Origin of the sequence: Achromobacter sp. (assembly GCF_049647645.1) — a bacterium.
In the GTDB taxonomy this organism is placed as follows: Bacteria; Pseudomonadota; Gammaproteobacteria; order Burkholderiales; family Burkholderiaceae_B; genus Achromobacter.
Genome location: NZ_JBARYB010000084.1, coordinates 1 through 19,371, shown reverse-complemented (window position 1 = coordinate 19,371; position 19,371 = coordinate 1). Strand labels below are relative to the sequence as shown.

At 66.1% G+C, this 19,371-nt stretch carries 14 protein-coding genes and 1 pseudogene; 4 read left to right on the top strand and 11 right to left on the bottom strand.

Going from position 1 to position 19,371, the window contains the following annotated elements; all coding sequences use genetic code 11:
• Positions 1-38: 38 nt before the first annotated feature.
• The 5 genes from WBB14_RS10065 to WBB14_RS10045 form a co-directional block, all read right to left on the bottom strand.
• On the bottom strand, positions 39-1,238 hold the full coding sequence (locus WBB14_RS10065; protein ID WP_424239697.1) for a DUF418 domain-containing protein: 1,200 nt from the start codon (positions 1,236-1,238) through the stop codon (positions 39-41).
• A complete protein-coding gene (locus WBB14_RS10060; RefSeq protein WP_424239696.1) occupies positions 1,235-1,858 on the bottom strand; it encodes a TetR/AcrR family transcriptional regulator in 624 nt (207 codons plus the stop codon). The genes WBB14_RS10065 and WBB14_RS10060 overlap by 4 nt, the downstream gene beginning before the upstream one ends.
• 115 nt (positions 1,859-1,973) lie before the next feature.
• Positions 1,974-4,310: a DNA topoisomerase IV subunit A gene (parC, locus tag WBB14_RS10055; RefSeq protein ID WP_424239695.1), complete on the bottom strand. Its 2,337-nt coding sequence runs from the start codon at positions 4,308-4,310 to the stop codon at positions 1,974-1,976.
• A 35-nt stretch (positions 4,311-4,345) separates the two neighbouring features.
• Positions 4,346-4,951: a YcxB family protein gene (locus WBB14_RS10050; protein ID WP_424239694.1), complete on the bottom strand. Its 606-nt coding sequence runs from the start codon at positions 4,949-4,951 to the stop codon at positions 4,346-4,348.
• A complete protein-coding gene (locus WBB14_RS10045) occupies positions 4,951-6,912 on the bottom strand; it encodes a DNA topoisomerase IV subunit B (RefSeq protein WP_332011022.1) in 1,962 nt (653 codons plus the stop codon). The genes WBB14_RS10050 and WBB14_RS10045 overlap by 1 nt, the downstream gene beginning before the upstream one ends.
• A 326-nt stretch (positions 6,913-7,238) precedes the next feature.
• Here WBB14_RS10045 and trxA point away from each other — a divergent pair, with 326 nt between their 5' ends.
• Positions 7,239-7,565, top strand: a complete 327-nt coding sequence (gene trxA / locus WBB14_RS10040; RefSeq protein ID WP_006218534.1) for a thioredoxin TrxA — start codon at positions 7,239-7,241, stop codon at positions 7,563-7,565.
• Between the two features lie 117 nt (positions 7,566-7,682).
• Positions 7,683-8,942 carry a transcription termination factor Rho gene (gene rho / locus WBB14_RS10035; RefSeq protein ID WP_006218533.1) on the top strand — a complete coding sequence of 420 codons (1,260 nt, stop codon included), beginning with the start codon at positions 7,683-7,685 and terminating at the stop codon, positions 8,940-8,942.
• Positions 8,943-9,057: 115 nt separating this feature from the next.
• Here the strand turns inward: rho and WBB14_RS10030 are convergent, their stop codons facing one another.
• Positions 9,058-12,678, bottom strand: a complete 3,621-nt coding sequence (locus WBB14_RS10030; protein WP_424239693.1) for a YhdP family protein — start codon at positions 12,676-12,678, stop codon at positions 9,058-9,060.
• A 124-nt stretch (positions 12,679-12,802) separates the two neighbouring features.
• On the opposite strand from WBB14_RS10030, the gene glnE reads away from it, so the two are divergent.
• Together glnE and WBB14_RS10020 are read left to right on the top strand one after the other, a co-directional pair.
• The gene (glnE, locus tag WBB14_RS10025) at positions 12,803-15,583 is read left to right on the top strand and encodes a bifunctional [glutamate--ammonia ligase]-adenylyl-L-tyrosine phosphorylase/[glutamate--ammonia-ligase] adenylyltransferase (RefSeq protein WP_424239692.1); all 2,781 of its coding nucleotides are present in this window, start codon (positions 12,803-12,805) and stop codon (positions 15,581-15,583) included.
• Between the two features lie 88 nt (positions 15,584-15,671).
• Complete coding sequence (locus WBB14_RS10020; protein WP_013392784.1) at positions 15,672-16,346, top strand: epoxyqueuosine reductase QueH; 675 nt, start codon at positions 15,672-15,674, stop codon at positions 16,344-16,346.
• Here the strand turns inward: WBB14_RS10020 and WBB14_RS10015 are convergent, their stop codons facing one another.
• From WBB14_RS10015 to WBB14_RS09995, 5 genes and pseudogenes are all read right to left on the bottom strand, one after another.
• Positions 16,347-17,306: a helix-turn-helix domain-containing protein gene (locus WBB14_RS10015; RefSeq protein ID WP_424239691.1), complete on the bottom strand. Its 960-nt coding sequence runs from the start codon at positions 17,304-17,306 to the stop codon at positions 16,347-16,349. It lies immediately after the preceding gene.
• A 148-nt stretch (positions 17,307-17,454) separates the two neighbouring features.
• The gene (locus WBB14_RS10010) at positions 17,455-17,994 is read right to left on the bottom strand and encodes a c-type cytochrome (protein ID WP_424239690.1); all 540 of its coding nucleotides are present in this window, start codon (positions 17,992-17,994) and stop codon (positions 17,455-17,457) included.
• Positions 17,991-18,512, bottom strand: a complete 522-nt coding sequence (locus WBB14_RS10005; protein ID WP_424239689.1) for a methylamine dehydrogenase light chain — start codon at positions 18,510-18,512, stop codon at positions 17,991-17,993. The genes WBB14_RS10010 and WBB14_RS10005 overlap by 4 nt, the downstream gene beginning before the upstream one ends.
• Entirely contained in the window at positions 18,496-19,134 is a 639-nt protein-coding gene (mauD, locus tag WBB14_RS10000) for a methylamine dehydrogenase accessory protein MauD (RefSeq protein ID WP_424239688.1), read from the bottom strand. Before mauD ends, WBB14_RS10005 begins: the two co-directional genes overlap by 17 nt.
• Positions 19,135-19,144: 10 nt before the next feature.
• Positions 19,145-19,371 (bottom strand): annotated as a pseudogene (locus tag WBB14_RS09995) (methylamine utilization protein MauE); the annotation flags it as partial.

Here is a 19,371-nt window from a genome sequence, read left to right as displayed (position 1 = left end):
GCGCCGCCGTCGGCCGGCTGCGCGCCAAGCCGGTCTGATCAGTCCGCCCGCGCGCGCCGCCAGGCCGGCCATGCGCCAATGGTGAGCGCGCGCAGGAACCATTCCACCGGGCCGTAGGCGTGGCGTCGCAGCCACCATGCGGACAGCGGCAACTGCGCTGCGAATATGGCCACGGCAATGCAGAATGCGGCCAGCGGCGAAACCGAGGCGAACAGCCGCAGGCCCCAGGCGGTGAACAGAAAGGCGCAGACGACCGACTGCATCAGGTAGTTGGTGAGCGCCATCCGCCCGGCCGGCGCGAGCCAGCCCGCCAGCCGCGCGCCGGACGGGGTGCGCATCGCCAGCAACAGGGCCGCCGCGTACGACATGCTGAGCAGCGGCGCAGTCAGCAGGTCCGCCGCCAGCCCCGGCAACTCCCAGGCTGCCCCCGCCGACGGCAGCGTGCTGAAGGCGTAGGCTGCGGACCCGGCCAGGCCAGGCCCGAGGCCTAGCACGCACAGCAGCCACAGCGCCCGCGGCTGGCGCCAGGGGTCCGCCAACGCATGGCGGCGGCCCAGCGCGTAGCCCGCCAGGAACATGGCGAACGCGAACGGCCCCTGCACGAACAGGACCGTGAACCACACGCCCTCCGTCAGCTCCTTCACATGCTGCGCGATGGTGCTGCCTATGGTGCCCCGGTACGCCTCGATCGCCCCCAGCGCATCCGCGTAGTACTGCGCCGTGTACTCCGGTGGCACTGGATCGAGGTAGCTCAGCGCGCCCATGATGGCCCACAGCGACGCGGTCAGCACGATGATCCACAGTGAAATGCGCAGCGCCCGCCTGGGCTCCATGCGCCGGCACAGCAGCAGGGCCAACCCCAGCAGCGCATAGGTAAGCAGAATGTCGCCCTGATAGAACAGCACGGCGTGCGCCAATCCCAGCAGCGCCAGACCCGCCAGCCGCCGCAGGAAGCGCGGCGTGAAGGCCGCCTGGCTGCGCTCGGCGGCGGCCATTTGCAAAGTGAAGCTGTAGCCGAACAGGAACGAGAACAGCAGATAGAACTTGGTCTCGAACAACCAGGCGATCAGCCAGCGCACGGTCAGGTCCAGCGGTTGCGAGTAGCTGGGGTCCGGGACGCCAGCGCCGTAGAACGGCGAAGAAAACACACCGATATTGACCACCAGGATGCCGAAGAGCGCGAAGCCGCGCAGCGCATCGACCTGTTCCAGCCGGGCATGGTTTGCCGCCGCGCTCATGCCTGCCTCCCTGCGGCAGCGCCCGGTTTGGCATCGCCGGGCAAGCACCGCAACAAAGCCTGCTCGAGAAGACGGCGGCCCGCCTCCGCGCCGAAACCGGGGTCCACCACCGAACGGCTGTAGACACCGTCCAGCAGCAGCAGCAAGGTATCGGCCATCTCGGCCGCGGGCTGCGGCGCCGTGCGTTGCGCCCACACCGTTTCCAGCAAGGCCACCAGGCCGGCCTTGCGCGCAGCCTCGTTTTCCATCACCAGCGCATGGACGCGAGGGTTGCGCACGGCCTCGGCCAGGATCTCCATGCCCAGCCTGACGTAGGCCGGATCCTGATGCAGCGCCAACTGCGCGGCGACCCAGTCCGCCAGCGCCCGCCTCGCGTCCGGCGCGGCGCATGCCTCCCGCATGAGCTCGCGCGCCGACGCCGTGTCCGATGCGATCAGCGCCTCGACGATCTCGGCCTTGCTGCCGTAGTAATGGAACAGGTTGCCCGGACTCATCCCGGCGCGGGCGCAGATCTGTGCCGTGGAAGTCGAATGGAAACCTTGCTCGGCAAAGCAGTCCGCCGCCGCGGCCAGTATGTGGTTGCGTCGTTCCTGCTGCTTGATGGGGTCGATCTTGCGCATGTTTCATTAATAGACTGAATAATCTATCTATTAAATACCGGGATGCCGGCACCGGTCAACAGGCGAAAAAAAGGCGGGCCGAAGCCCGCCGCTTTCTTGCCTGCACGCCGGGCGCCTAGCCCAGCACCGGCGACAGCACCGGCTGCTTGGGCCGCACGTCCAGCGCCCGGCCCTTGCGGGCGCGCTTGCCGATATAGGGCGCAAGCGCATCTCCCGCCAGGATGTCCTCGGTGTGCTTGTTGCGATAGATGCCGGCAGCGCGCAGGCCGCCCGCGCCGATGGGTACGGTCTGGTCCAGCTTGTCGGTCCCGTCCAGCCCCATCAGGATGGTGCCGCGACCGCCGCCGGACAGCGTCTTGACCTCATCCAGCCCGAAGACCAGGAACTTGCCCTTGTGCGACAGCAGCGCCAATTGCTTGGCGCCGTCGAACAGCGGCACCGGGCGCAAGAGTTCGTCGCCCTCTTCCAAGGTAATGAACTGCTTGCCGGCGCGCTGGCGGCTGACCATGTCGGACAGTTTGGCGGCAAAGCCGTAGCCGCCGCGCGTGGCCAGCAGCCAGCGGCTGTCGGCCGCGGCCGCGATCGTGTGGACGATGCGCGTGCCGCTGCCCAGGTCGATCATGGTGGTGACGGGCTGGCCATCGCCGCGGGCCGAAGGCAGGCCGCCGACCGGCACCGAATAGACGCGCCCGTTGTCGCCCACGGCGATCAGCGTGTCGGTGGTGCGGCACTCGAAGGCGCCGTACAGGTCGTCGCCCTGCTTGAAGCCAAATTGCGAGGCATCGTGGCCGTGGCCCTGGCGGGCGCGCAGCCAGCCCTTTTGCGACACGATCACGGTGACGGGTTCATCCAGCACCTTGGTTTCGAGCACGGCGCGCTCGGCGGTCTCGATCAGCGTGCGGCGGTCGTCGCCATACTGCTTGGCGTCGGCCTCGATTTCCTTGATCAGCAGGCGCTTGAGCGAGGCGGGATTGTCCAGCAGTTCCTGCAGGCGCACCTGGTCCTCGCGCTTGTCCTTCAGTTCCTGTTCGATCTTGAAGCCTTCCAGGCGAGCCAGCTGGCGCAGGCGCATTTCCAGGATGTCCTCGGCCTGCCGTTCGGACAGTTTGAAGCGTTCCATCAGCGCGGCGCGCGGCTCGTCGGATTCGCGGATCGTCTGGATCACTTCGTCCACGTTCAGGTAGACGACCATGCGGCCTTCCAGCACGTGGATGCGGTCGATGACCTTGTCCAGGCGGTAGCGCGTGCGGCGCACCACGGTGTTGGTGCGGAACGCAATCCATTCGACCAGGATGTCGCGCAGCCCCTTCTGGCGCGGCCGGCCGTCGGTGCCGATGCACACCAGATTGATGGACGAGCTGCTTTCCATGCTGGTCTGCGCCAGCAGGGTGTTGACGAATTCGTCGCGGTCCACGCGCGAGGTCTTGGGTTCGAAGACCAGGCGCACGGCGGCGTCCTTGCCGGATTCGTCGCGCACCGCATCCAGCAGGTTCAGCATCACGGCCTTGGCCTGGCTCTGCTCGGGCGTCAGGCTCTTCTTGCCGGTCTTGACCTTGGGATTGGTGATTTCCTCGATCTCTTCCAGCACCTTCTGGCCCGAAGTGCCGGGCGGCAGCTCGGTGACCACCAACTGCCACTGGCCGCGGGCCATTTCCTCGAACTGCCAGCGCGCGCGCACCTTCAGCGAGCCGCGACCGCCCGCGTAGATCTGGGCGATGTCCTGGGCCGGCGTGATGATCTGCCCGCCACCGGCGAAGTCCGGGCCGGGAATCAGGGTGTGCAGTTCGGCATCCGGCATCTGCGGATGCTTGATGAGCGCCACGCAGGCTTGCGCCACTTCGCGCAAGTTGTGCGGCGGGATTTCGGTAGCCATGCCGACCGCGATGCCCGAGGCGCCGTTGAGCAACATCACGGGCAGGCGCGCCGGCAGCATTTGCGGCTCTTGCTGGCTACCGTCGTAGTTGGGCACGAAGTCCACCGTGCCTTCGTCCAGCTCGTCCAGCAGCAGCTTGGCGATGGGCGTCAGGCGAGCTTCGGTGTATCGCATGGCGGCAGCGTTGTCGCCGTCGCGCGAACCGAAGTTGCCCTGGCCGTCGATCAGCGGATAGCGCAACGAGAAGTCCTGCGCCATGCGCACCATGGCGTCATAGGCGGCCTGGTCGCCGTGCGGGTGATACTTGCCTAGCACGTCGCCCACGACGCGCGCGGACTTCACGGGCTTGGCGCCTGCGGCCAGCCCCATCGCCTGCATGGCGTACAGGATGCGGCGCTGCACGGGCTTCTGCCCGTCGCCCACGTCAGGCAGGGCGCGGCCGCGCACCACGGAAACCGCGTAGTCCAGATAGGCCTGCTCCGCGTAGCGCGCCAGGGTGATGGCGGTATTGCCGTCGCCATCGCCATCGCCGCCAGGCGGGTTGGAATCGAACAAGCCGGGTTGATTGCTGTCGGTCATGATGTATTCAGGTAGACAATTTCATCGAAACGGCGTCAAAGCGCCTGCGCGGACGACATCAGTTGCGTATCGGCGACATGCGCGCGCAATTGCGCGCGCACCGCCTCCAGCGTGGCCGCGTCCTGCCCACGCTTGGGGATGATCACGCCCTGCAAGGTGCCGAGTATGACGTAGAGGTGTTCCGGGGTTTCCTCGACCCGCCGCACATCGGACCAGTCCATGCGTCCAGAGGCGGTGGCGGTGGTATCCGTGATGCCGTCGGCGCCGAAATCGAGCTGATGGCGGCCCAGGAACAATTCATCGGGCTGCTTTTTCAGCATGCGGCGCGTGTTCATCCTGACCAGCGCCGGCAGGACGAACTCATAGGCCAACGCCAACAGCGCCAGGATGCCCAGGCCCACCGCCAGCCCCTGGAAGTAGACGGGCAGAATCCGCCCCCAGTTCGGCATATTGCCGTCCCAGGTTTGCCAGATCAGGTAGGCCAGCAGGGCCACGACCATCAAGACCGCGAAACGCAGATGCGACCGATAGCGGCGGCGGCGCAACTCCGGCCGCTTGTACACGTAGGCGGCGAAGTCGGCGTAGTCGTCGGCCGTCATCTGGACGTCCATGCGGGCGGCGCCAGGCGCGGAGGCGGCCATCAAATGTCCAGCTCCGCCAGGTTGCCCTTCTCTTCGATCCAGGCGCGACGCTGCGAGGACTCGCCCTTGCCCATCAGCATGTCGAACATGCGGGTGGTGTCTTCGGGCGTCAAGTCGCCATAGCCCACGGGCAGCAGGCGGCGCGTGTCCGGATTCATGGTGGTTTCCCACAGCTGCTCGGGGTTCATTTCACCCAGGCCCTTGAAGCGGCTGACGGCCCAGGCGCCTTCGCGCACGCCTTCCTTGCGCAGCTTGTCCTGCGCGGCTTCGAGCTCGCCTTCGTCCAGGCAATAGATCTTGCGCGCAGGACGCTTGCCCTGCGCCGGCACGTCCAGGCGGAACAGCGGCGGCTTGGCCACGAACACGTTGCCGGCTTCGACCAGCTTGGGGAAGTGCTTGTAGAACAGCGTCAGCAGCAGCACCTGGATGTGCGAACCGTCGACGTCCGCGTCCGACAGGATGCAGATGCGGCCGTAGCGCAGGCCCGACAGGTCCGGCGTATCGCCGGGCCCGTGGGGATCCACGCCGATGGCGACGGAAATGTCATGGATTTCGTTGTTGGCGAAAAGCCGGTCGCGGTCCACTTCCCAGGAATTCAGCACCTTGCCGCGCAGCGGCAGGATGGCCTGGAATTCCTTGTCGCGGCCCATCTTGGCCGAACCGCCGGCGGAGTCGCCCTCGACCAGGAAGACTTCGGTGCGGGTCGCGTCGCTGGACTCGCAATCGGTCAGCTTGCCCGGCAGCACGGCCACGCCCGAGCTCTTGCGCTTTTCCACCTTCTGGGCCGAGCGCTGGCGCGCCTGGGCCTGGCGGATGGCCAGTTCGGCCAGCTTCTTGCCGTACTCGACATTGCTGTGCAGCCACAGATCCAGCGCGCTCTTGGAAAAGCCGCCGACCAGGCGCACCGCGTCGCGGCTGTTCAGGCGTTCCTTGATCTGACCCTGGAACTGCGGATCCAGCACCTTGGCCGACAGCACGAAGCTGGCGCGGGCGAACACGTCTTCGGGCAGCAGCTTGACACCCTTGGGCAGCAGGCTGTGCAGTTCGGCGAAACCCTTCACCGCGCCGAACAGGCCTTCGCGCAGACCCGATTCGTGGGTGCCGCCGGCGGGCGTGGGGATCAGGTTCACATAGGACTCGCGCACGGCGTTGCCGTCCTCGGTCCAGGCCACCACCCACTGGGCGCCCTCGCCTTCGGCGAAGTTTTCGTGGTCGGCCCCGGCGTATTGCTCGCCTTCAAAGAACGGCACCATCAGCTCCGCCCCGGCCAGCGCCTCGGACAGGTAGCCGCGCAGGCCATCCTGGTACTGCCAGGTCTTGGTATCGCCGGTCTTTTCGTTGACCAGGGACACCTTGACCCCGGGCAGCAGCACGGCCTTGCTGCGCAAGAGGTGCGTCAGTTCGCCCAGCGGAATATTGGGGCTGTCGAAGTATTTGGCGTCCGGCCAGACGCGCACGCGGGTGCCGGACTTCTTGCGGCCGCCCTGGTCGTAGGGCGCCAGGGGCTCAGCCACATCGCCGCCCTTGAAGACCAGGCGGTTGACGGCGCCATCGCGCCACACCACCACCTCGAGGCGCGTGGCCAGGGCGTTGGTGACGGACACGCCGACGCCGTGCAGGCCGCCGGAGAAGGCGTAGGCGCCGCCGCCCGCCTTGTCGAATTTGCCGCCGGCATGCAGGCGCGTGAACACCAGCTCCACCACGGGAGCGTGCTCTTCGGGATGCAGCCCGACGGGAATGCCGCGCCCGTCATCCTCGACGGAAACGCTGCCGTCGACGTGCAGCGTGACCTGGATCTGCTTGCCGTAGCCGGCCAATGCCTCGTCAGCGGCGTTATCAATGACCTCCTGCACGACGTGCAGGGGGTTTTCGGTTCGGGTGTACATGCCCGGGCGCTGGCGCACGGGCTCCAGTCCCTTCAGGACGCGAATGGACGCCTCGGTGTAACGTGGAGTGGCCAAGTTATCCCCAACATCTGTGGAAAAAAACCGACATTTTACGGATAAGCCTAGATTCTGCGCGGCTCCCAGTGGGATGAGCACGACCTGAGCAGCTCCGAATTCGGTAGGATGATGACAGTCACAGCCAGCGCATCGGGGCGGTACGGCCCGGATCGCGACAACTGCGCCGCAACATCCTACACAAATCCAGCAACTCCTGTTGTTATTAACAGTGGTATGCCTGTTGTTATCGACAGTGGTATGCTTGTGTCCATCCACAAACAAGAACAACGGCGAGGCGCGTCTCTTTTTACGCGCCTTTTGCTGCCGAACCGAGAATCACCATCATGAGCGACCAAATCAAGAACGTCAGTGACGCCAGCTTCGATGCCGATGTGTTGAAATCCGGCCAGCCGGTGCTGGTGGACTACTGGGCTGCCTGGTGTGGCCCTTGCAAGATGATTGCCCCGATCCTGGAAGAAGTCGCCACGGAGTATGCTGGTCGCCTGACGATCGCCAAGCTGAACGTCGACGAAAACCAGGGCACCGCCACCAAGTACGGCATCCGCGGCATTCCTACCCTTATGCTCTTTAAAGACGGCCAAGCCGCCGCCACCAAAGTTGGCGCGCTGTCGAAGTCGCAACTGACCGCATTCCTGGACGGCGCGCTATAAGCCGCGTGCCGTGAACGAAAGCGCCGCCCTCGGGGCGGCGCTCACTCAATACCGCGTGTGCCCGTCCGTGGCGCGCCGCCAGAACTCTCCTTCACTCTCCCCCAAAATCCCACCGCGATGCACCTCAACGAACTGAAGGCGCTGCACGTCTCGCAGCTGCTGGAAATGGCCGCCGGCCTGGAAATCGAGAACGCCAACCGCCTGCGCAAGCAGGAATTGATGTTCGCCATCATGAAACGGCGCGCCAAGCAAGGCGAGCAGATCTTCGGCGACGGCGTCCTCGAAGTCCTGCCCGACGGCTTCGGCTTCCTGCGCTCGCCCGAGACCTCGTATCTGGCCAGCACGGACGACATCTACATCTCGCCCTCGCAGATCCGCCGCTTCAACCTGCACACCGGCGACTCGATCGAAGGCGAAGTGCGCACGCCCAAGGACGGCGAGCGCTATTTCGCCCTGGTCAAGGTCGACAAGGTCAACGGCGTGGCGCCTGAAGCGATCAAGCATCGCATCATGTTCGAAAACCTGACGCCGCTGCATCCGAACCGGACCATGCGCCTGGAACGCGACATCAAGAGCGAGGAAAACCTCACGGGCCGCATTCTGGACGTGTTCGCTCCCATCGGCATGGGCCAGCGCGGCCTGATCGTCGCCAGCCCCAAGTCTGGCAAGACGGTGATGATGCAGCACATCGCGCACGCCATCACCACCAACTACCCCGACGCGGTCATGATCGTCCTGCTAGTGGACGAGCGCCCCGAGGAAGTGACCGAAATGCAGCGCACGGTGCGCGGCGAAGTGGTGGCCTCGACCTTCGACGAACCCGCCACCCGCCACGTGCAGGTCGCGGAAATGGTCATCGAAAAGGCCAAGCGCCTGGTCGAAATGAAGAAGGACGTCGTGATCCTGCTGGACTCGATCACCCGTCTGGCCCGCGCCTACAACACCGTGGTGCCGGCCTCCGGCAAGGTGCTGACCGGCGGCGTGGACGCCAACGCGCTGCAACGTCCCAAGCGCTTCTTCGGTGCCGCCCGCAACCTGGAAGAAGGCGGTTCGCTGACCATCCTGGGCACGGCGCTGATCGAAACCGGCAGCCGCATGGATGAAGTCATCTATGAAGAATTCAAGGGCACCGGCAACTCCGAAGTCCACCTCGAGCGCCGCCTGGCTGAAAAGCGCGTCTACCCGTCGATCAACCTGAACAAGTCCGGCACCCGCCGCGAGGAGCTGCTGATCGCTCCGGACCTGCTGCAGAAGGTCTGGGTGCTGCGCAAGTTCATCCACGACATGGACGAAGTCCAGTCCATGGAATTCATCCTGGACAAGATGCGCGCCACCAAGACCAACGCCGAATTCTTCGACATGATGAAGAAGAAGTAAGCAGCGCCGCGGTCCGCAGCGCCTGCGCCGCGAACCCGCTCATGAAAAACGCCCTGGAGCGCGCTTGCGCCCAGGGCGTTTTTCATGGACTGACCCGGCCCCCCGCCTGCGGGGCTCAATTGCCCATGAACTCCTCCAGCGTGCCGGGCTGCGGAGCGGGCCGTTTGGTGTGCTTGTCACCCGCGGGCTTGCCGGAAGCGTCTATCGGCTCGATCTTGGGATCGTCCCAACTGCCCGTGACGGCGTATTCCATGGTCATGGCCCGCGCCAGCGGCTGCTTCAGCAGCCACTGCGTCACGAACGCGCCCAGTCCGATCAGCGGATTGACCGCCAGCGCCGTCACCATGGCCGCGCCGCTGGCGTCCAGATTCGGAATCACCACGGCCTTCATGTCCCAGCGTTCGCGGATGATGTTGACGCCGCCCGCCAGCACGATCGCGGCCACCGGTCCGTTGATCTTGTAGCCTTCGGTCGAGGCCGTACCCTCGCCCAGCTTGACCTTGCCGCGGATGGTGTCGAAGGGGAAACCGTCGCGCAGCAGATTGGTGGGGTTCACGTCCAGCCGCGCCAGGCGCTGCAGCGATTGCAGGGACAGCAGTTCCAGCAGGCGCGCGGTGCGGGAGTTCACGTGCATGAAGCGGCCCTTGTCCAGGCTGACGTCGACCTCGCCGGTCAGATCCTCGATCTTGTGGGTCCAGGGCAGATTGCGCCAGGAGGCCTTGCCTTGCATCGTGCCCTTTCCGCCCGACACCACCTTCTCGAAGCCGATGCGGTCCAGGAACTTGCCCACGTCTTCGAACTTGACCGAAGCGTCCACGGTCAGGCCGCGATCCTGGCCTTCCAGGCGCCAATTGCCGGTGGCGTTGAGCGAGGCCGCGTCGTTGACGATGGACAGCTTGTCCAGGCGCCATTGGCGGCCGCGCTCCAGATTGGTGCCCTGCACCTGGAGCTCGCCCACGTTCTTGCCGTACAGCAGGAACTCCTTGGCTTGCAGGTCGATCGCCGGGATGTCGGACAGGTCGTTGCCGGAGGACAACGCCTCGTCGGCCTCATTGGTATCGCCCTCGCCGCCCAGCGACAGATGCTTCAGGCGGGCCGTGATCTGTCCGGCGATGGCGCCGGAAGCCTCGCGCCATTCAAGCGATCCGGTGGCCTGCTTGGACTGCAGGTCCACGCGCCACTGCGCGGGCCCCGGCCGGGTCGCGTACAGCGTCAGGTCGTTCAGGGTATAGCCGCCCGTGCGCAGGACGCCGGCCGCCAGGCTGATGCGCTCGGCCGCGGGCAGCATGGGCTTGGCCGCGGCACGGCCCTTGCCGGCAGGCGCACTGAAGCCGTCGGACACCTTTTCCCAGGCGTCCATGTCCAGTTCAGGCAGGTTGGCGTTCAGGCTGAATCCGCGTTCCGGCAGGCTTGCCGGGCGGTTGATGCCGAGTGCGCCGCGCGCGAAATAGGATGGCGTTCCTTCGGACGGCGCCCGCTCGAGCAGCGCATTGACGCCATCGCCCAGGCTGGCGGTAAGCCAGCGCCGGTTCTGCGCCCCGCGATCCTGCGCGGGCGACCATTGCACCTTCAGCAACTGGGAAGCCTGGGCCGCCTTGCCCACCGGAGCGGGCATGTCGATCGCCATGCCCACCAGATCGGATTCGACGGAGATATCCACCGCGCCGCCACGCTGATAACCCACCTTGCCCTTGTAGGCGGCCTTGCCCGAAAAGCGCGACATCGACGGCGTGTTGCTCAACTGGGTCAGCGCCGGCCCGGCCAGCGTGCCCTCGAAGCGCAGCGCGTCGGTGCTTTGGGCCAGGCGCCCATATATCCGCGCCGGGCCGCCCAGGAATTGCGCCCGCAGTTCCTTGGCTTCCACGCCCTTCTCCGAAAATGCCAGGTCGCCGTGCATCTGGCTGAGCAAGGGCATTTCGGGCATGAAGGTGAACGTGTTGCCCGCGAACAGGATGTTCCCCTGGACCTGGGTGTCGTCCGTATTCAGCAAGGGCACCTTGAGCTTGAGTCCCACCCGCCAGTCGCCGGTTCCGCGCGCCTCGTCAAGGGCCCCATCCAGCAACCCGCCCAAGGGTGAATTGGCCGCCAGCGCCAGATACGCCGGCACCGTGCCGGAAGTCTCGCCGGTGAGCAGCAATTCGGAGCTTTCCTCCATATTGGGAATGGTCGCGGACACGGCCCCCAGCGTCACGGTCTGACCCGGCCCGGTATGAGCGACCGCGCCGCCGGCGCTGTCCAGCGCCAAGCTGACCTTGTCGATACGGAAATTGCCGGACAGGTTCTCCAGCATCGGCCAGCCTTTGCGTTGCCCGTGCGCGGGCGCATAGTCGACCTTGGCGCCAGCATACGCGCCCGCAATCACGAATTCACCCTGGGATGCCGGATTGGCGTAGGGGAAGTCATCGAGATCGCCCTTGAGCGTGATGGACGCGGACTGCATTTCGCCGGCTGGCAAGCCGATGGCCAGCCATTCGCGGGCATCGGCGTTGACCTCCAGCGGCAGGTAGCGGTGGATGGCGGACATGGAGCCGCGCGCCATCACGCCACGCATGTCGACGCTGCCCGCCGCGGTCTTGCCCTCACGCCGCCATTGCCCCTGCAAGCGCAGGTCGATGTCATCGTTGACCAGTTGCAACTGGCCGACGTCCACGAACCAGTGCTCGGCGTCCGGCCCTTTCACGCTGGCATCCAGCGCCACTTCACGCGCCGCCAGCGTGGGCTGCTCGAAGATGCCCGGCAAGGTGACGCCCAGTTGCTGGACCTTCCCGCTGACCGACACGGCGGGAGCGCCCGGACTGCGCGCCAAGGGCACGCTGTCCAGTTGAATGAAGTCACCCGGCAGGCCCTGAATGCGGGCCTGGACGTAATCTGCCTTGACGCCAGGCGCTTGCGCGGCTTGAGGCGCCCCGGTCCATTGCAGGCCACGCACAGCGGCGTCCGCGGTCAATTCGGTGAACTTGCCGCGTTCCAGCTGCAGCCATGCCCGCCCGCTGACGCGCCCCGCCACCGCCGGGACCTCGAACCAAGGCTGCCACGCCAACGGTTCCACATCGTCGAGCTGAGCATACAGTTGGCCGCCCCAGTTGCCGGGATTCGCCGCGTTCACGGTGAACAGGCTGCGGTTGAATTCGCCGCGCAGCTCCACATTGCGCGCCAGCGCGCCATCGGCCGCGGCCTTGAGGACAAAACGGTGCGACAGGCTGCCGTTGCGCGCCAGTAAATCGACGCTGGTAAGGGTCAGTTCCGGCGCCCCGCGCAATTCATCCTGCCAGCGTATGGTGGCATTGCGTATCCGCAGCTCGCGCTGCGCGCCCAGCCAGCGCAGGGCGGGATGGTCCAGGTCCGAACGCTGGTCGCTGGCATTCAAGTCGATGTCCTGGCCCGCCACCCATAAGTGATTGGCCGGATCGCGCCGCAGGGTGAGCTCGGGCCGTTCGACCTGCAGCCGCAGCAGCTTGGGCGACAAGGTCAGGATGCTGCGCCAGGCGAGCACCGCCGACACCGAGGGCAAGGACAGCACGGGGTCGGCCTCGTCGTCGTAGACTTGGACGGAGGTGAGATCGAGTTTGGGATTCAGGCCATGCCAATTTGCCTGGATGGAGCCGATGGTCACTCGGGAGCCCAGCGCTTGGCTGGCGTAGGCTTCGATCTGGGGACGCCATTGGTCCACGCGGGGCAGGACCCAGTAGCGAACGCCCAGCAGTCCGAGGGCCACGACGCCATAGATGGTCAGCACGGCCCAGAAAACCCAGCAGAGCACTTTTTTTGAAACAGACACGGATCGGTGGGCAGGAAAATAGGTCTTGCGGTATCGTCCCCACTTATACCTGAAACGCGCCTATTCCGCCGCCCCTTTCGCCATGTCCACGCCCTCTACGCTCGCCCCTGCTCTCGCCTGGTCCGGCCATCTGCGCCGCCGACTGGATGCCCACCCGGATCTGGCCGCCTGGCTGGCCGACGCCGTGCGCGAACCCGTCACGCCCGCGCAGATCGCGCGCTGGCAATCCGAACTGGCCGGACCGCAAGCAAGCGATGCGCTGCCGGTGGATGTCTGCCGCATGGTGCTGCGCAAACTGCGCGAACGGGTCTTCGACGTGCTCATCGTCCGCGACCTGACCGGCCAGGCCGATCTGGAAGAGGTCGTCGGCGCCATGACCACGCTGGCCGATACCGCCGTGGCCGCGGCCTATCGCAGCGTGGCGGCGGATCTGGCGGCAGTGCATGGCGTGCCGCGCGATCCGGCTACCGGCAAGCCGCAGGAAATGCTGATCGTCGGCATGGGCAAGCTGGGCGGCTGCGAGCTGAATGTCTCGTCCGACATCGACCTGATCATGCTGTATGGCGAAGAAGGCGACACCGACGGCCCGCGCCGCATCAGCCACCACGAGTTCTACGGCCGCCTGACGCGGCGCATGATGCCCGTGCTGTCGGAAGTGGACGCCAACGGCCAGGTGTTCCGCACCGATCTGCGTCTGCGCCCCGATGGCGATTCCGGCCCGCTGGCCTGGAGCCTGGACGCGCTGGAGCACTATCTGATCGGCCAGGGCCGCGAATGGGAACGCTACGCCTGGCTCAAGGCGCGGCTGATACCGGCCCAGGCCTTCGAAGGCAGCGACAGCGCCGCGCAGGCGCGCCAGCTGGAAAGCCTGCGCGTGCCCTTCGTCTACCGCAAGTATTTCGACTTCGACGCGCTCTCGGCCCTGCGCGCCCTGCGCGAACGCATCCGCCAGGACTGGCAGCGGCGCGCCAGCGCGCGCAACGGCATCGACAGCGCCAACAATATCAAGCTGGGCGACGGCGGTATCCGCGAGATTGAATTCGTGGTGCAGCTAGCCCAGCTGATCCGCGGCGGCCGCATGCCCGCGCTGCAAAAGCGCGGCCTGCTGGAAGCGCTGCATGCCGAAAACGCGGCCGGCCTGGTGCCCGAGGAAGACGCGCGCCGGCTGGAAGAAGCCTACCGCTACCTGCGCCGCACCGAACATGCCCTGCAATACCGCGAAGACGCCCAGACCCACCTGCTGCCGGGCGACCCCGCCCAGCGCGCCGCCCTGGCCGCCGCCCTGGGCATGAGCCCCGAAGACTTCGAAAGCACGCTGGCCGCGCACCGCCAATTCGTCTCGCAAACCTTCCGCAACGTGTTCCGCCTGGTGGGCATGGGCGATGCCGAAGTGCCGGCGCCCGCGCCCGGCTCGTCCGACCCTGGGTCCGGCCCGGACGAGCCCGACAGCAGCTGCGAACTGGCAGAACAGATCAGCCAGGCCTTCGGCGACGACGCGCAGGACCTGCTGCGCCGTACCGAAACGCTGCTGGGCAGCCACCGCGTGCGCAGCCTGCCCGAGAGCAGCCGCAAGCGGATGGACGCCCTGCTGCCGGCCGCCCTTCGCGCCGCCCTGCAGACCCCTGCCCCGCTGCTAGCCACCGTGCGCCTGTTCGATCTGATCGAAAAGATCGCCCAGCGCAGCGCCTACCTGGCCCTGTTGGCCGAGTATCCGGACACCCTGGCGCGCGTGGCGCGCATGGTCGCCGCCAGTCCGTGGGCCGCGCAATACCTGACCCAGCATCCCTTGCTGCTGGACAGCCTGATCGACTGGCGCACCCTGTTCGAGCCGCTGGACTTCGCCCAGATCGCGCGCCAGCTGACTGCCGATCTGGACGCTTGCCGGCTGCCCGACGGCGATCCGGACATCGAGCGCCAGATGAACCTGATGCGCGACATGCAGCGCCAGGCCAGCTTCCAATTGCTGGCGCAAGACCTGGAAGGCGAACTCACCGTGGAAAAGCTGGCCGACCAGCTGTCCGCGCTGGCCGACCTGTTGCTGACCGAAACCATCCGCCGTACCTGGCCGCTGGTCAACAAGGCCGCGGGCGCCGAGCCGCGCTTCGCCGTCATCGCCTACGGCAAGCTGGGCGGCAAGGAACTGGGCTACGCCTCGGACCTGGACCTGGTGTTCCTGTTCGACGACCCGCGCGAGGACGCCGCCGAGGTCTACGCCAAGCTGGGCCGGCGCATGACTTCCTGGCTGTCGACCATGACGTCTTCCGGCCGGCTCTACGAGGTGGACCTGCGGCTGCGGCCGGACGGCGACGCCGGCCTGCTGGCGGTGTCCGTGGAAGCTTTCGAGCAGTACCAGCACAAGCACGCCTGGGCCTGGGAGCACCAGGCGCTGACCCGCGCCCGCTACGCCTCGGGCGACGCCAGCGTCGGCGCCCGCTTCGAGCAGATCCGCGAAGACATGCTGGTGCTGCCCCGCGACGCCGCCAAGCTGCGCGAGGAAGTGCTGGCGATGCGCGAGAAAATCAATGCGGGCCACCCCAACACCGGCCCGCTGTTCGACCTGAAGCACGACCGCGGCGGCATGGTGGATGTGGAATTCGTCACCCAGTACCTGGTGCTGTGCCACTCGGGCACACATCCGGTGCTGGTCCGCAACCTGGGCAATATCGCCTTGTTGCGCCTGTCGGGCGAGGCGGGCCTGATCTCTCCCGAGCTGGCCGCCCGCGCCGGCGACGCCTACCGCACCCTGCGCCGCGCCCAGCACCAGCTGCGCCTGCAAGGCGTGGAAAAGGCGCGCGTGCCGCAGGACCAGCTGCAGGCGGAACGCGCTGCCGTGCGCGAACTCTGGGACGCAGTGCTGGGCTGAACACGTGGGGCGGGGGCGGAGCATCTCCGGCGCGCGGCAACTCAGCGTAAAATAAGGAGTTTTCCGCCTTATCCGTTGCTTGCAAGCCATGTCTGAACTCGTGCGCCCCAAACTCGACCTGCCCGCCGGCCGCAGCAAAGTGCTGATGCACTCCTGCTGCGCGCCCTGTTCCGGCGAAGTCATGGAAGCGATGACCGCCTCGGGCATCGACTACGCCATCTACTTCTACAACCCGAACATCCATCCGGTCAAAGAGTACGAAATCCGCAAGCAGGAGAACATCCGCTTCGCCGAGCAGCACGGCATCGAATTCATCGATGCCGACTACGACATGGACAACTGGTTCGACCGCGTCAAGGGCATGGAAGACGCCCCCGAACGCGGCGAACGCTGCACCGCCTGCTTCGACATGCGCTTCGAGCGCACCGCGCTCTACGCGCACGAGCATGGCTTTGACACCATCACCAGTTCGCTGGGCATCTCGCGCTGGAAGGACATGAACCAGATCAACGGCTGCGGCGAACGCGCCGCGGCGCGTTACGACGATCTGGTCTACTGGACCTACAACTGGCGCAAGGGCGGCGGTTCGGCCCGCATGATCGAAATCAGCAAGCGCGAGAACTTCTATCAGCAGGAATACTGCGGCTGCGTCTATTCGCTGCGCGACACCAACCGCCACCGCCGCTCGCAAGGCCGCGAACGCATCCACATCGGCGTGAAGTTCTACGGCAAGGAAGACCTGATCAACGAGGAACAGCTCTGATCAGGGCTGGCGCCCAAGGCGCCGGTATTCCGACGGCGACAAGCCGAAACGCTTGCGGAACGCGTGGCTGAAGCGCGCGGCATCTGAAAACCCGAATCTGTAGGCGATGTCGCCTATCGGCCGCGCCGCCTGCGCGGCGTCGCACAGCGTGTCCCTGCAACGCTCCAGCCTGGCGCTGAGAATGAAGTCGGCCGGCGTGGTGGACGCCTGTGCGAACAGGTTGTAGAGATAGCGGCGCGACATCCTGAATGCCGCCGCCGCAGCGGCGGGCGACAGCGCCGGATCATGCAGATTCTCAAGTATGTGCTGCTGCACCCGACGCAATTGCGCCTGCCGCAATTCGACCTGGTCTTGTTCGGCCTGCCCTCCCGCCCGTTCGCTGATGTCCAGACCCATCATCTGGAGCACGGTATTGGCTGCATCGCGCGAAGCGCTTTCGGACAGATGGGCGTGTTCGTTCAGCGCCACGCGCAGCAGGTCCATGGCCATGCGCCCGCAACCGTGCCGCGCGCTGAAGCTGCGGGCCACTGCATTCTGCATAAAGGACTGCCAGGCATCGAAATGCTTGCCCGGCACCTGCATCACCAGGAAATGCGCACCGTCGTCGACCTCGACCTCGTATGGCCGGGTGGTGTCGTAGATGCTCCATTCACCGGGCACCAGCAAGGCGCTGCGTCCGGACTGGCGGATCTCGCTGCGGCCCGAGAGTTGCAGCGTCACCTTGTAGCCAGGTTCTTCGGACCGATCCGCCAACAGCTTGCTGCGGCGCACGCGCTGGGCGCTGCTGCGCAATTCGCAGACCTGCATCCAGCCCAGCGAGTCCACCGCCACGCTGTTGCGAAAGCGGGCCGGAAACACCGCGGACACTTCCAGGGGAACGAAGGTATCGCTGACACTTTCCTGCCAGCTGGCGCAGTCCAGGAAATGCGTGGGCGCGCTGCGCAAAAGGGATGGGGACATGGCGACTCCGGCGTCTCGAAACGGCGTGCCTTTTTGCCTGCGGCGGCCTGCCCGGCAACACAGCTACAGCGTTGAATGGAATGCTGCCTCTTTCTAGCATCGGTCGGCAGGAGGGAATATCGGTGACAACCCCTAAATTGCCGGTCCGCTAGGGTTTTCTGTCGCTGCCATAGGAATAGTCGGCCAATTCGAAGCCGAGTCCGGACAAGGATTGGGCCAGTCCGTGACGCACCGGCACCACGTCCTCATAGCGGCGCGGCCGAACCTGCGCGACCTCCTGTTCGGTGTAGGGGCTGAAATCCGCCGGCAATTGCGCCGGACTGAATTCCTCCAGTATCCAGTTGAGCACCGCCGCGAGGTCGGCATTGCTCAGCTGCGATTGCGCGGCCCCAGGAACGCGGATCAGATACTCGCGGCCCTGCGGCAAATGCACGAACAAACCGGCGGAATTGCGGAAATCGGGGATGCCGTGGCGGCTGCTGCCGCGGCCGTCCACCCGATGGCAGCCCGCGCATTGCAGCACGTAGTCGGCGCGGACGGACTGGCGCAGACTGTCGGCCGCGGAAGCGTCCGTGGCGGGTGGACTGGCCGCGGGCTCTCCTGCGCTGGCCGGGGCCGCGCCAAGCAGGATGACGGCGGCGCACAGCCGGCGCCATCCCTGCCGCGGAGGTGGCTCCCCTGGCTTCATGATTTCGGCTTGGGTTTGGCCAGGCCCACGATCACCGAGGTCGTGCAATGGAAGATGGAAGACTCGTTGGACATGCACCAGTTCACGTCGTTATGCAGGAACATCTGATAGCCCGGCCGCTCGCGCTCGGCGGATGCGCACATGCATTTGCCGCAAGCGGCCTTGCCGCAGCAATCGTTGTAGCTGATCAGGTAGTCCTTGCCGTCCAGCGGATTGTGGCAGGTGCCAACCCACGAGACCGCCGACGGCGACGTGCCGGGCGGGCAGGACGTCATGCTGCCGCCGCAGCAGGAACACAGGAATCCGTCCACCGCGCAATAGCGCCAGTAGTCGCATGCCGTGTCGTCCATCTGCGGCTTCTTGGGGTCTGCGGGCGCCGAACGCGCCACCGGCAGCACCGGCATGAGGAAGGCGGTTCCGACCAGCGCCCGGCCTATGCGGTTGAGCACGCTGCGCCGGGAAGTGGTGTGCGCAACCGAGCGCGCGGCGCGCTCTGCGAGTTTATCCAGCCAATGCATTGCCGCTCTCCTTGCGGGAAATCCGGGTTTCTTCCAGCGTGCCGGCGGCCAGGAACTCCTGCACCGACGCCACGCCCAGCTCCTTCGCCGTGAACAGGCTTTCCAGCTGTTCGCGCGAGTTGATCAGACCCTTGGCGCGCAAAGTCCCGGTTTCGTCGATCAGCACCGCATAGGGCAGTTTGCTGATCTGGAACTTCATGCCCAGTTCGGTCGACAGCAAATACGGAAAACGCTCCAGGCCCGCCTGCTTGTAGAACGCCAGATGCTCGGGCATTTCGCCGTCGCTGGCCAGGACGATGCGCAGCCAGGCGCTCTCGGTGCTGGCCACCGACTTCAGAATCGGCAGCAGCTTCTTGCAGACCGGGCAAGTGGGGGAAAGAAAGAACAGCAGCTGGCTGTGCTGCCCGCGTTCACCCACCACGATGCGGCGGCCAAGCAGATCGGCCAGTTCGAAGCGCGGCGCCGGCTCGCCCACGCCGGGGCCCTTGTCCATCGTCAGCGCCCCCATCGGCGCCACGCGCTCGTACAGCACGCCGATCTGCCGCGACAGCGCCAGGATGACCAGCACCAGGCAGAGCACCACGCCCCACAGCAGGAAATTGGAAATGATCAAGGCATCCATATGAATTCCTTCAGAGATTGCGCAACTTGAGGTGTGAGGCCAACAGGTGATTGGCGGTGAAGTACAGGCCCACGGCGGCGATAGTCAGGCCGAACACGGCGGCGGAATCGGTCCACTGCAAACCACGGGACTGGCCCGCTGCGGCAATGAGCGCCGGCGCGGTCCACAGCGCCAGCGCCGCATTGCGCAGCACCAGCCACCACGACAGCCCGCTGCGCTGCGCGCCGCGGCCCGGGC